This is a genomic window from Alcaligenes sp. EGD-AK7 (assembly GCF_000465875.3).
In the GTDB taxonomy this organism is placed as follows: domain Bacteria; phylum Pseudomonadota; class Gammaproteobacteria; order Burkholderiales; family Burkholderiaceae_B; genus Alcaligenes; species Alcaligenes phenolicus.
In genome coordinates this window covers 1-13,117 of the sequence record NZ_AVOG02000012.1, presented here as the reverse complement: position 1 = coordinate 13,117, position 13,117 = coordinate 1, and the positions used below count along the sequence as shown (strand labels likewise).

At 56.4% G+C, this 13,117-nt stretch carries 13 protein-coding genes; 8 read left to right on the top strand and 5 right to left on the bottom strand.

Features of this window, described 5'->3' with window-relative positions; translation table 11 throughout:
• Positions 1–129 precede the first annotated feature (129 nt).
• From N879_RS08685 to N879_RS08670, 4 genes are all read left to right on the top strand, one after another.
• Positions 130–1,776, top strand: coding sequence for a CTP synthase (locus tag N879_RS08685; protein WP_009456525.1), 1,647 nt, complete (start codon positions 130–132; stop codon positions 1,774–1,776).
• An 88-nt stretch (positions 1,777–1,864) separates the two neighbouring features.
• Positions 1,865–2,245, top strand: a complete 381-nt coding sequence (locus N879_RS08680) for a VOC family protein (protein ID WP_009456523.1) — start codon at positions 1,865–1,867, stop codon at positions 2,243–2,245.
• A 76-nt stretch (positions 2,246–2,321) separates the two neighbouring features.
• Positions 2,322–3,173 carry a 3-deoxy-8-phosphooctulonate synthase gene (gene kdsA, locus N879_RS08675; protein WP_009456521.1) on the top strand — a complete coding sequence of 284 codons (852 nt, stop codon included), beginning with the start codon at positions 2,322–2,324 and terminating at the stop codon, positions 3,171–3,173.
• Between the two features lie 18 nt (positions 3,174–3,191).
• Positions 3,192–3,476, top strand: coding sequence for a DUF1330 domain-containing protein (locus N879_RS08670; RefSeq protein ID WP_009456520.1), 285 nt, complete (start codon positions 3,192–3,194; stop codon positions 3,474–3,476).
• Between the two features lie 125 nt (positions 3,477–3,601).
• Here the strand turns inward: N879_RS08670 and N879_RS08665 are convergent, their stop codons facing one another.
• Entirely contained in the window at positions 3,602–4,327 is a 726-nt protein-coding gene (locus N879_RS08665) for an SDR family NAD(P)-dependent oxidoreductase (RefSeq protein WP_009456518.1), read from the bottom strand.
• Between the two features lie 158 nt (positions 4,328–4,485).
• On the opposite strand from N879_RS08665, the gene N879_RS08660 reads away from it, so the two are divergent.
• The 4 genes from N879_RS08660 to ftsB all read left to right on the top strand — a co-directional run bounded on the left by N879_RS08660 (position 4,486) and on the right by ftsB (position 8,501).
• On the top strand, positions 4,486–6,060 hold the full coding sequence (locus N879_RS08660; protein ID WP_009456515.1) for an MFS transporter: 1,575 nt from the start codon (positions 4,486–4,488) through the stop codon (positions 6,058–6,060).
• A gap of 2 nt (positions 6,061–6,062) precedes the next feature.
• Complete coding sequence (locus N879_RS08655) at positions 6,063–6,509, top strand: MarR family winged helix-turn-helix transcriptional regulator (protein WP_021446859.1); 447 nt, start codon at positions 6,063–6,065, stop codon at positions 6,507–6,509.
• Between the two features lie 354 nt (positions 6,510–6,863).
• Positions 6,864–8,150: a phosphopyruvate hydratase gene (eno, locus tag N879_RS08650; RefSeq protein WP_009456510.1), complete on the top strand. Its 1,287-nt coding sequence runs from the start codon at positions 6,864–6,866 to the stop codon at positions 8,148–8,150.
• A gap of 45 nt (positions 8,151–8,195) precedes the next feature.
• Positions 8,196–8,501, top strand: a complete 306-nt coding sequence (ftsB, locus tag N879_RS08645; protein ID WP_009456508.1) for a cell division protein FtsB — start codon at positions 8,196–8,198, stop codon at positions 8,499–8,501.
• 360 nt (positions 8,502–8,861) lie between these two features.
• On the opposite strand, the gene N879_RS08640 is transcribed toward ftsB, so the two are convergent.
• The 4 genes from N879_RS08640 to N879_RS08625 all read right to left on the bottom strand — a co-directional run.
• On the bottom strand, positions 8,862–9,689 hold the full coding sequence (locus tag N879_RS08640; protein ID WP_021446858.1) for a hypothetical protein: 828 nt from the start codon (positions 9,687–9,689) through the stop codon (positions 8,862–8,864).
• 79 nt (positions 9,690–9,768) lie between these two features.
• Positions 9,769–10,680 (bottom strand): Hsp33 family molecular chaperone HslO, encoded by a 912-nt coding sequence (gene hslO / locus N879_RS08635; protein WP_009456504.1) that lies wholly within the window; start codon positions 10,678–10,680, stop codon positions 9,769–9,771.
• 43 nt (positions 10,681–10,723) lie between these two features.
• The gene (locus tag N879_RS08630; RefSeq protein ID WP_026483072.1) at positions 10,724–11,242 is read right to left on the bottom strand and encodes an RDD family protein; all 519 of its coding nucleotides are present in this window, start codon (positions 11,240–11,242) and stop codon (positions 10,724–10,726) included.
• A gap of 214 nt (positions 11,243–11,456) precedes the next feature.
• The coding region (locus tag N879_RS08625; protein WP_021446856.1) for a THUMP domain-containing class I SAM-dependent RNA methyltransferase at positions 11,457–13,117 on the bottom strand (1,661 nt) is incomplete at its 5' end.

Sequence of the window (13,117 nt, the reverse complement as noted above, 5' to 3'; positions counted from 1 at the left end):
TCAATAGCTGCAAGGGCTAGTGGTATTTCCGCTGTGAAATGCCACTAGTCGGGTCGCCAAGCATGGGCGCTTGCCGTTATAATCCAAATTTCCCGCTATCGCCTGATTTGACCTCAGGCGCCTTTTATAATGACCACCAAATATGTATTCGTAACGGGAGGCGTTGTGTCCTCCCTGGGCAAAGGTATTGCGGCTGCATCCCTGGCTGCCATCCTGGAGTCCCGCGGTTTGCGCGTGACTATGCTCAAGCTGGATCCCTACATCAACGTAGATCCGGGCACCATGAGCCCCTTCCAGCACGGTGAAGTGTTTGTTACTGAGGATGGTGCGGAAACCGACCTGGACCTGGGCCACTACGAGCGCTTTATTTCCGCTCGCATGCGCAAGGTCAACAACTTCACCACGGGCCAGATTTACGAATCCGTGCTGCGCAAAGAGCGTCGCGGGGACTATCTGGGCAAGACCGTGCAGGTTATCCCGCACATCACCAACGAAATCCAGGATTTCATCATTCGTGGCGCCAAGGCTGCCTACAATGGTGAGGCCGATGTTGCCATCGTCGAGATCGGCGGCACAGTGGGTGATATCGAATCCCAACCTTTCCTGGAAGCTGCCCGCCAGATGAATCTGCGTCTGGGCCGCAACAACACCGCTTTTGTTCACCTGACGCTGGTGCCTTTCATTGCATCGGCAGGCGAGCTGAAAACCAAACCTACCCAGCACTCGGTGCAAAAGCTGCGTGAAATCGGTATTCACCCACACGCTTTGCTGTGCCGTGCGGATCGCGTCATTCCTGACGACGAACTGGCCAAGATTTCGCTGTTCTCCAACGTGCCCATGGACGCCGTGATTTCGGTGTGGGACGCGGATTCCATCTACAAGATTCCAGCCATGCTGCACAAGCAAGGTCTGGACAGCCTGGTGTGCGATGCACTGGCGCTGTCGCCTCCACCGGCTGATCTGTCCATGTGGGATCGTCTGGTACAGGCCCTGGAAAATCCGGAGCACGAAGTGCGTATCGGTATGGTCGGCAAGTACGTAGACCTGACCGAATCCTACAAGTCGCTCAGCGAAGCACTGGTTCACGCCGGTATTCACACCCGTACCCGTATCAATATCGAGTACCTGGATTCCGAAGTCATCGAGAACGAAGGCACCGATTGTCTGAAAGGTCTGGACGCCATTCTGGTGCCAGGCGGCTTTGGCAAACGCGGTACCGAAGGCAAGATTCGCGCCATTCAATACGCTCGTGAAAACGGCGTGCCATTCCTGGGTATCTGCCTGGGCATGCAATTGGCGGTGGTTGAATTTGCTCGCAATGTGGGCAATCTGGTGGGCGCGAACTCGACCGAATTCGATCCATCGGCCGTGCACCCGGTTGTGGCCTTGATTACCGAATGGGCAGACCGCGAAGGCAAGATTGAGCACCGTGATGGTTCCTCCGATTTGGGCGGCACCATGCGCAAGGGCGCACAGCGTTGCCCAGTGAAGCCAGGTTCGCGTGCTGAAGCCATTTACGGTCCGGAAGTAAATGAACGTCACCGCCACCGTTTCGAAGTGAATACCTTGTATGTGCCACGTCTGGAAGAAGTGGGCATGGTGATTTCCGCTCGTACTCCTACCGAGAACCTGCCAGAAATCATGGAATTGCCTGATCATCCCTGGTTCATGGGCGTGCAATTCCATCCGGAATTCACTTCCACTCCGCGTGATGGCCATCCGCTGTTTACCAGCTATATCAAAGCTGCTCTGGACCACCAGAAAAAATCAGCCTGATAATTTGGTATGACTGAAAAGGCCCGCGCTACGCGGGCTTTTTCATTCGGGGCGACAGAGTGTGTTGCCCGCTTTCCTGGGAGTTGTCATGATCGAACAGCTGGATCATTTGGTGCTCACCTGTACCGACCCGCAAGCCACAACCCATTTCTATACACAAGTGTTGGGCATGAAGCAGGAAGTCTTTGGGCAAGGACGCATTGCCTTCAGCTTTGGCTCGCAAAAGATCAATTTGCATGTGCGTGGGCAGGAGTTCGAGCCCAAGGCGCATTTGCCGGTGCCGGGGGCGCTGGACCTGTGCTTTATTGCCAGCATTCCGCTGGAGCAGGTGATCGCGCATCTGCAGTCACAAGCTTGGCCCATTATTGAAGGGCCGGTGCAGCGTACAGGAGCTACCGGCCCGATTCGCTCAGTCTATGTGCGCGACCCGGACTTGAACCTGATCGAAATCTCCGAACGATTGGGCTGACAGGCTTGCTGCACTGCGGTGCAGCAGCGCCGTCAGGAATGTGGGAGAATGCAGAAATACTGAAACGAGGTCTATTATGGATTTATGCGGTTACGACGTTGGCCTGGATCGGCCCTTTTTTCTGATCGCTGGCCCTTGTGTGATTGAATCGCGTCAAATGGCGTTTGATACAGCGGGCCAGCTTGCTGAGATTACTTCGGCTCTGGGTATCCCCTTTATCTACAAAAGCTCGTTTGACAAGGCCAACCGGAGTTCGGACAAGTCTTATCGTGGCCCCGGCATGGCCGAAGGTCTGCAGATTCTGGCGGATGTGCGCTCGCACTACAAAGTGCCGGTCCTGACCGATGTGCACGACAAGGACCAGGTCGATGATGTGGCGGCCGTCGTGGATGTGCTGCAAACCCCGGCTTTCCTGTGCCGTCAGACCGACTTTATTCAGGCCTGCGCTGCTACCCTGAAACCCGTGAATATCAAGAAGGGCCAGTTCCTGGCTCCTCAGGATATGGTGCAGGTGGTGGCAAAAGCACGTGCGGCAGCGATGGAAATGGGCGGAGATGGCTCCACCATCATGGTCTGTGAGCGTGGTGCTTCCTTTGGCTACAACAACCTGGTGTCCGATATGCGGTCCCTGGCGATCATGCGCGCCACGGATTGCCCGGTCGTGTTTGATGCCACGCACTCGGTACAGTTGCCGGGCGGGCAGGGCACGACATCGGGTGGTCAGCGTGAGTTTGTGCCCGTCCTGGCGCGTGCTGCTGTCGCAGCGGGTGTGTCGGGCGTGTTCATGGAAACTCACCCTAACCCGGACAAGGCCTTGTCTGACGGCCCGAATGCTGTCCCTCTGTCGCAGATGGCAGACTTGCTGCGGACATTGCAGCAGATCGATTCGATTGTTAAAAACAGCGGTGCCTTGCAGCACGGCTATTAAAAGTAGTTTGGAGACACTATGTCCGCATTTTTGATTGCTAATGTCGAAGTAACCAACCCCGAGCAGTACAAGCAGTACCAGGAGTTTTCCAGCATTGCCATGAAAACCCACAACGTGAAAGTGTTGGTACGTGGCGGTGAAACGGTCACTCTGGAAGGCAATGCGCCTTTGCGTACCGTGGTTATGGAGTTCGACACACTGGAACAGGCCCAGGCGTTCCACGATTCCGAGGAATACCGCCGTGCTCGTCAAGCACGTGAGGGTGCTGCCAACATGACGATGTACGTGGTGCAGGGTCTGTAAGAAGCGGACTACGCCATGTAGTCAGGCAGGAAAAAGGGAGTGTGAAAACACTCCCTTTTTTGATGCTTGCAGGGACACAGCCCGACCTTCTTGAGCACGATGGCAGGAAGGAGTTGTGTGGCTGTTTAGAAACGCGGATCACGCAGGGCTGGTAGGGTCAGCTCGCGTATAAAGCTGGCGGGAGACAGTTGCAGCAGGCTACGCACAATCGTGAGCACGTCATGCACTGGAATCGTCTCGCCCTGGTCACGCTCTGCGGCGGCGTGCAGTGGCACATCCAGGCCGTCTTCCGTATTCAGGTAGCCCAGTTGCAGGCAAGTGACGGCCAGGCCTTGATCTCTATAGCCTTCACGCAGACTGTCTGCCAAACCATTCAAGGCAAATTTTGTTGCTCCGAAGGCAACTTCTGGGCGACCGCTTTGACGCAGACCCGAGGTGGAACCAGTCAGAATCAGGCGGGGCTGTTTGCTGCGCAGTAAATGAGGCAGCAGATGACGTATGGCCAATAAGGCTCCAGTCAGATTCACATCGATCAGACGACGGATGGCCTGATCGTTTTGCGACAGAAAATCGTAATCCTCACTGAAGGCAGTGTCTTCCCAAATCCCAAGGTTATAAATCAGCACGTCCAGTGATTGCGGGCAGGCGGCTGCTAATTGGCTGGCGGCGTCAGGCTGGGACAAGTCGGCACTGATCCAGTGTTGATTGATGCCGGGATCGGGACTGAGCGGGCTGGCCGATGGCGCGGGTGTCCGGCGAGCCACGCCATAAAGCGTGTTGCCGTCTTGGGCCAGGCCGTCCATCAAGGCGCGTCCCAGCCCCATGCTGGCACCGACAATCATGATATTCATACTGTTTTCCTGTGGGGGGGGATGTGCTTGGAAAGCGGTGCTTTCCGGATGGTCGCTATTGTGTACCGGGATGCCGGGATATGGGTTGATTCAGACAGCGCTTGTCAGGTTTTTATCACTCTCGTAAAATTGTTGACTAGGCAATAGTTGCATGGTCAATGGAAATGGTAAACGTATCGGAAACAGCACAAAAGACGCCGGGGCGGGTCTTGTCAGTCACAGAGTCCATACTGGCGATGATGGGGCTGTGCTTTGTGGTGATGTTGGTGGCAATTGATCAGACCGTGGTCGGGACAGCCTTGCCCACCATTGTCTCCGAGCTGCATGGTTTTGAACTGTATGCCTGGGTGGCAACGGCGTATTTGCTGACTTCAGTGATTACCGTGCCTATCTTTGGCCGTCTGGGAGATTTTTATGGGCGCCGCCGCTTTGTGCTGGTGTCCATCGTTTTGTTTACCCTGGCTTCCGTGCTCTGCGGCATGGCACAAAGCATGTTGCAGCTGGTACTGGCACGTGCCTTGCAAGGGATTGCGGGGGGCATGCTGGTGGGGACCGCATTTGCCTGTGTGCCTGATCTGTTTCCTGACCCCCGTGTGCGTTTACGCTGGCAAGTCATGCTGAGCGCTTCCTTTGGGATTGCGAACGGGATAGGGCCCTTTCTGGGCGGAATTCTGACCGAGCACTATGGCTGGCGCTCCGTGTTTTATGTGAATCTGCCCGTGGGTTTGTTAAGCCTGTATTTTGTCTATCGCTATTTGCCGCAGATCCGTCATTTTCGTCAAACCCAGGTCCGCATGGATTACTTGGGTGCTTTCTTGTTGATGGTCGGTTTGGCCTGTATCCAGTTGCTGGTAGAGTTGCTGCCGCAATATGGGGGCAGCTATTTGATGGTTTTGCTTGGCCTGTGCAGTGTGGCTGCTTTTGTTCTGCTGGTGACCTGGGAGCGACGGGTGGCAGAACCTTTGCTGCCCCTGGTCTTGTTCAGTAGCCCAGCCCAATTCTCTTTGCTGGTTTTGTCTGCGGGCTTGGGCTTTATTCTGTTTGGTCTCTTGTTCTATGCGCCCTTGTTGTTGCAAGGGGGGTATGGCCTGCGACCACAAACCGCCGGTTTGTTGATCACGCCCTTGGTCGTGTTCATTACGGTGGGCAGTATCATTAATGGCCGTACGATTACGCGCCTGCGTCGTCCTACCTTGATGCTGTATCTGGGTCTGGTGCTGTTGACCATCGCCTGCCTGGGTATGGTGTTCATCAAGAAAACCGATCCGCACTGGCATTTTGTGATCTATGCCACTATTGCCGGCACTGGGGTCGGTTGCATCATGCCCAATCTGACGGTATTTGCGCAGGAAATTGTGGAACGCTCCATGCTGGGCATCGCCACGGCCATGCTACAGTCCATGCGCATGGTGGGTGGCATGTTGGGTACTGCTGTGGTTGGAACCCTGATCAATTACCAGTATGGGGAGGCCATCCGCACGCAATTGGCGGCTTTGCCCACAAGCCTGGTCAACTCCCTGCAAGATCCGCAAGTTCTGATGAGCGCGAGTCAGCAGACGCAGTTTCTGGAGCAGGCCGGGCAGGAAGGGCTGGTGTATCTGGGCTTGGCCCGCGACGCCCTGGCACATGCCGTCAATATGGGGATGGCCGTGACCTTGCTGCTGATAGTCTGGTGTTTTTATTGGGTACGCAAAGTGCCACCGATACGATTTAATCGTCAAGAACAGTCTTGAACATGATGAATGAATTTCCGCAACTTCAAGCGGCTCAGCAGCTGGGGCGCACGTATCGCAGCCTGATGGCGGCATTTGATCAGCAGTTGGGGATGCCCTTGCCACGCTGGCGTATCCTGATTTCCTTGTACCAGGAAGAGGGCAGTCTGTCTCAAAAGCAGTTGGTGCGTCTGCTGCGCATTGATCCGGCTGCGGTGACACGGCAGCTTAAAAGCATCGAGTCCCTGGGGCTGATCGAGCGTTTCACGGATGAGCAGGACAACCGGCTGACCAATGTGCGTCTAAGCCCCGCTGGCCGCGAGCTGGTGGAAGCCACCTTGCCCCGGCGTCGTCGTCTGGTGGAAGCCATGCTGCAAGACTTCTCTGATCAGGATCTGAATCAGTTGATCACCTTGCTGGGCAACTGGGAAAGCGCCTTGTTGAAAGCGGCCGACAAAGATTTACTTTGAGACGTATCGGTACTTTTTGTATTTACAGAGACGCCGCCTAGTCTCGGAATTTCTGGTGATAATAAACACGTGCCGGTTTCGATCCGGATGAAGGCAGGGTCTTGAATCCAGGCTTTTTTCCAGCTTTCGGGACCAGACATGGCACGGCTGTGTCATGGGCAGGTACAATCCTGTTTTAGCAGGAGGGCAGGGGGCGCTGATTGCACTATAGCTGTCGCGCTTGCTGATCTTTTCAACTTCCAGGCTAGGCGCCTTTTCAAGCTGATTTTCACATCGGCTTACGGCGATATGCCCGGCAGCAGGATTGTTTAACTTATCTAGCTTAATGCTACTTCAGGCAGGACTGTCAAAATCATGAGTGCAATCGTAGATATTATTGGCCGCGAGATTCTGGACTCCCGTGGTAATCCAACGGTGGAGTGTGATGTATTGCTCGAATCGGGCGCTATGGGGCGTGCCTCCGTTCCATCTGGTGCATCCACTGGCGCTCGCGAAGCGTTGGAGCTGCGTGATGGTGACAAGAGCCGTTACCTGGGCAAAGGTGTTTTGCGCGCTGTCGAGAACCTGAACACAGAAATCTCCGAAGCCTTGATGGGCTTGGATGCTCAAGAACAAACCTTTATCGATCGTACCCTGATCGAGCTGGACGGCACCGAAGACAAGAGCCGCTTGGGCGCTAACGCCATGCTGGCTGCCAGTATGGCTGTGGCCCGTGCCGCTGCTGATGATTCGGGTCTGTCCCTGTACCGCTACTTCGGTGGCAGTGGTGCCATGGCCATGCCCGTGCCAATGATGAACGTCATCAACGGTGGTGCACACGCCAACAACACCCTGGATCTGCAAGAATTCATGATCATGCCCGTGGGTGCCAAGAGCTTCCGCGAATCGCTGCGCATGGGTGCAGAAGTATTCCACACCCTGAAAGGCCTGATCCACGATCAAGGCATGTCCACCGCTGTGGGCGATGAGGGTGGTTTTGCTCCTAACGTGGCCAACCACGAAGCCGCTATCGAACTGATCCTGCGCGCTATCGAACAAGCTGGCTACGAACCCGGCACCCAGATCGCTCTGGCCCTGGACTGCGCCGCTTCCGAGTTCTACCGCGACGGCAAATACCACCTGGCCGGCGAAGGCGGCGTGTCCCTGAGCTCGCAAGACTTTGCCAATCTGTTGGCCAACTGGTGCGACAAGTACCCCATCATCTCCATTGAAGATGGTATGGCCGAAGACGATTGGGATGGCTGGCGCATTCTGAGCCAGCAACTGGGCGACAAGATCCAGTTGGTTGGTGACGATTTGTTTGTAACCAACACCAAGATCCTGAAGAAGGGCATCGAGCTGGGTATCGGCAACTCCATTCTGATCAAGATCAACCAGATCGGCACCCTGACCGAAACCTTTGCTGCCATCGAAATGGCCAAGCGCGCTGGTTACACCGCCGTGATTTCGCACCGTTCGGGTGAAACCGAAGACTCCACGATTGCGGACATCGCTGTGGCAACGAACGCCATGCAGATCAAAACAGGCTCCCTGTCCCGTTCCGATCGCATGTCCAAGTACAACCAGTTGTTGCGTATTGAAGAAGAATTGGCAGAAGTTGCTACCTTCCCAGGTCGCGAAGCGTTCTATAATCTGCGCTAATTCTGTCTGATGAACCGGGTCGGAAGACCCGGTTCTTATATCGCCATGCGCCTTATCGTCCTGCTTCTGCTGTGCCTGACCCTGGTAACCCATTACGCTTTATGGTGGGGCAAAGGCGGTTGGCTGGATGTACGGCAAATGCAGACCAGGCTGGTTGCGCAAAAAGAAACCAATGAAGCCCTGACGGCGCGTAATAACGCCTTGCTGGCCGAGGTTCAGGATTTACGCTCGGGTACACACGCAGTTGAAGAGCGCGCCCGTAGCGAGTTTGGCATGATGCGTGAAGGCGAGATCTTCGTGCAGATTGTGCCTCCCGGTGGTTCGGCTGCTACGACAAGCAGCCCACGTTAAGAAGTAGCGCGCAAGGCGCTGCTGGAACTGCCGATCGGCCAGTTCATTTCTGATTACTCTTCTACCTTATGTTTGGATCGTTGATCCGGGCTTTGTTGCGCCCTTGGTATGTGGGCCTGGATCGGGCTTGGTTATAAGTCGCAGGCATTTCAGGGTCGGAGTGGTGGCAGAGTAGCTATCGAGTTCCTTTGGCTTTGTTGGTTTTGTGACGGCCTTATCCGTGCTTTCCTTCTCCTTGTTCCCTTCACTGCCCCGACTACGGCCACAAGAGGCTGTAACTCTGTCTACCACTTGTGGCAGGAATGCGTTTATAGCGTCCTATGCTGCCGACTCCTGAAGCCGCCCCGAATAGCGCGGCAGTTAGTAGCAGGCAGGGTTTGGGGGCGGGGATTCAGCTCCTCCTGAGTCTGGGGTGGGTACGGCTGGTTCTGGAGAGGAGGCGCTAGCACCAGGCCCTTGAATAGAGTCACTCCATGAGGGAAGACGAGCACTCCCGTCCGTTGATGGTATTTCCGCTGGCTCTATATCTGCTGACCAGCCTGTTTGGGAAACTGGCAAGGCAAGCTCGTTTTCAGTCTGCTGGGCATAGACGACCCGACCGTCAGCCAAGTCATCCCACTGCACGGCATCGGACTGCATAGGGTGTCTGATTTCCAGGCGTAGCCAGACCGCTGCCGAACCTGAAGGGCCAGGCATGCTGGCAGCAAGCTTGGGTAGCAGGCGAAGCAAGGAAAGAGGGCCCGGCTTATGGGCATAGAGCAGGTACAAGTGCAATGTGTTGGCCTGGTAGATGCTGGGGCCGCCGTGGCTGGCTTGATCCGCTTGTTGTGCCTGCCAGCCCTGGGTAATGCTTGTACGCCCCTCATGAAGCCGGGAAGGCCTGCCATGCAGCATAAAAGCCTGTGGTGAGGGCGACAGAATCTGGATCTGCCATTGATCGTGCAGTGGCACTTTGGCAGCAGCCAGGGTTTGGCTGAATGCCAGGGCAATGGTTTCAGGCCGGGCATGCTGCACACTGGCCTGGCGAGCCGCCTGCAACAGGCCATGCTGCAGGCGTACGCGCAAGGAGTACAGCGTCAGCACGTCCAGCACCAGCCAGCTCAGCAGGATGATTGCAAGCAGGGCTCCCATGATGTGAGCGCCAGCCAAACCAGATTGAGGATGGGGTGAGGAAAAAGAATCAGCCATGATGTTGCCATCATGGCTGAGTGTCTTTTAGCTTGGTAGAAGGACTTGTGCGGGTGTAGTCCTTCGTAGCGGTTTCTGCTTAGTGCAGGGTATCGTCACCAGGCTGGGTATCGCCCTTGTCGACAAACAGGGACGCGCAGTCAATTGCATCGTACTGATAGGGCTTGCCGCAGAAGTTGCAGGACACATTGATGGTGTCTTGTTCTGCCAGCATTTGCTCGATTTCTGCCCGGCCCAGCATGCGCAGCATATTGCTGACGCGTTGACGGGAACAGGGGCAATGCCAGCGCACGGACTGAGGTTCAAAGACTTGCAGGTCTTCTTCCCAGAACAGGCGATGAATCAAGGTGTCGCTATCGAGTTGCAGCAATTCTTGTGTCTGGACGGTGGAGCCCAGCGCCAGGGCGCGTTCCCAGGTGTCCAGATTTTGCGCCAGGCTGTGGCCGCCTTGGGGCGGGATACGTTGCAGCAACAGCCCTGCACAACGGTTTTCGTCGGCGGCCAGCCACAGGTGGGTATCCAACTGCTCGGAGGTGCGCATATAGGTTTGCAGAACCTCGGCAACGGTCTCGCCTTCCAGAGGCACCACGCCTTGGTAGGGGCGGAAATCCTTGCTGCTTTGACGCGGGGCCAGTACTACGGTGAAGCGGCCTTGGCCTTGGGGGTTGAGCAGGGTTTGCAAGGTGCCGGTTTGGGGCACGGGATGGTTCTCACGCAGCGACACCGTTGCGCGTATGTCCATGTCGGACGTGCATTCCACCACCAGCAAGGCGATCGGGCCGTCGCCCTGGATTTGCAAAATCAGGGAGCCGTCAAACTTGAGGTTGCCCGCCAGCAGTACCGAAGCGGCTACCAGCTCGCCCAGCAAGTCGCGGATGCAGGCAGGATAGTGCTGGTGTTCCAGACCCATTTGCCAGGCTTGCTCAAGATGAACAATCTGGGCTCGTGTGCTTTGGTCGGCGAACAAGTATTTTTTTAAAATGTCAGTCATGACTTTGCTGTACTACTAAAAAATGAAGAGGCAGCCTGCCTGCTCAGGTGGCTGCCGAAGTAACACGGGTAGGGCGCGCATCGATCAGGCGAGTCTTGCTAAGACGGTCGTGCAGGAACTGCTGGTCTTTGTCGAACCAGGTCCAGATGAAGTTCAGAAAAGGCGTAAACACGATAAGCAGGTCCGTGGACGCATAGCCTGTGTAGCCAGACAGAAGCTGAACCAGCAAAGCTCCCAGCAAGGGCAGGGGCCATAGCAGAATATAACGCAGCAGCAGGGTACGCAGGGCAGGAATCTGACCTTGCTCGTCTACCAGTCGCATATGCCAGGTTTTCATGGGCAGGGTCTGTCCCACTTTGCGCCAGCACAGCACGAAATAAATCCCCAGCGCAATAAATAGAACGACCTGACGCACATGACGCAGATCCAGGCCGCTACGGCTTTGGGTCAAGGTATCAAACAGATAGCCGGTGGTGAAAATAACGCCAAACAGCAGGATGGATTCATACATCATGCAGGCAAAGCGTCGCCAGCGGCCAGGAGTAGTGAAAGTGGGTGTCATGGTGCGTCTTGAGGCAGGGAAGACTGCCATTATCGCGTATATCGCTGCCTAACGGAATGCTGCCAGTTCAAGGCTGGAACAGAAGGCATGGAGTCGGGCGGGCCCCAGAAGGGTAGAAAAGTAATCAAGATATGGGGGGCTTGTCCCAATAAACAAGGGCCAAGCCATTTTCATGGACTTGGCCCTTGTCGCCTTGTGCAAGACGGCTTGACGCTTATTCGGCGCTGGCTGAGTCTTCGCTGGCGTCCGAGGCTGTCTCGTTATTGCGATAACTGGCCGGAACCATGTCAAAGCAGAACAGACGGCAATCCAGAGCACCGTTGTACAGCGGGTAACGACGCTTGGGCTTGAGGCGCATATGACGTGGCAGCTCCAGGTCGCTGCTGATCATGTTCACGCTCCAGTTGGCGAAGTTTTGCTTGAGGTTGCTGGCCCAGTTGGGCCAGAAATCCTCGTCCTGATGTTCCAGGCGCTCGCCGTAAGGAGGATTGGTGACAATCCAGCCGGCTTCCGTTTCGGGACGAATCTTCAGGGCATCGCCTTGCTCGAAGCGAATCGTCTCCAGCGTCAGGTGCGAGCGTTCCAGGTTGGAACGGGCTGCATCCAGAACGGTGGGGTTGATGTCGTAGCCAATCAATGGAGTATCCAGACGAGGAGCGATCATGGAGCGCGCTTCGTCCTTGATGTCACGCCACAAGCGCTGGTCGTGGCAGCGCAGACGCTCGAAGTGGAAGGGGCGCCAGATGCCGGGAGGCGCTCCCAAAGCCATCCAGGCGGCTTCGATCAGAATCGTGCCACTACCGCAGAAGGGGTCGATCAAAGGCTTGCTGGGGTCCCAGCCAGACAGGGCCAGCAGGCCCGCTGCCAGGTTTTCACGCAAAGGCGCATCGCCCTTGTCGTGACGCCAGCCGCGCTTGAACAGAGACTCGCCACTGGTATCCAGGTAGAAGGTGGCACTGGTCTCGTCCAGGAACAAATGCACCTTGGCATCCGGGCGTACGGTATCGATGGAAGGACGTGCGCCTTCCAGATCACGCAGGCGGTCACAAATCCCGTCTTTGGCGCGCAGATTGCAGTACTGCAAGCTTTGCATGGGGCTGCGTATGGCCGAGGTGTCGACACGCAGTGTCTGCTCGGGGCCAAACCAGCGTTCCCAGGGAGTCACCCGAGCCAGGGCCAGAATGTCCTCTTCGTTGGTGACAGGAGCGTGCGAGACTTCCAGCAAAATGCGTGTCGCCAGTCGCGAGGACAGGTTGGCACGCATGACACCGATCCAGTCCGCATCAAAATGGCAGCCCGCACGGCCGGTTTGGACGTTCTCGTAACCTAGTGCTTGCAGTTCCAGCGACAGCGCTTCTTCCAGCCCTTGTGGGCAGGGAGCAAACAGACGGTAGCGTTCCCCTTGCAGAGCCTTGACCTGGACGCGCTCGTTTTGCTCGATATTGCTATCGGGCAGGCGCTGACCGGGCTTGGGGGCCTGGGGGCTGTCTACACGCTGAATAGGCGAGACATATTGAGGAAAGGCATCGGAGTCACCGGCCGGGCTAAACAGCTTGCTGGGCATTTTGCCGGCAGGGGTACGCTCCGAAGATTCCTTGTCGCCCTTGAAGGCGGGACGCTCGCGGCGTTCACCCGAGAAATTGCGGCGCTCGCCTGTTTGAGGGCGGCTGTCGCGGTCACGATTGAATGCAGGGCGTTCACGACGCTCATCGGAGAACTCACGACGTTCGCCCGATTGCGGACGGCTGTCACGGTCACGGTTGAATGCAGGACGTTCGCGGCGCTCACCGGAGAACTCACGACGTTCGCCCGATTGGGGACGGCTGTCACGGTCACGGTTGAATGCGGGACGCTCACGGCGTTCACCGGAGAATT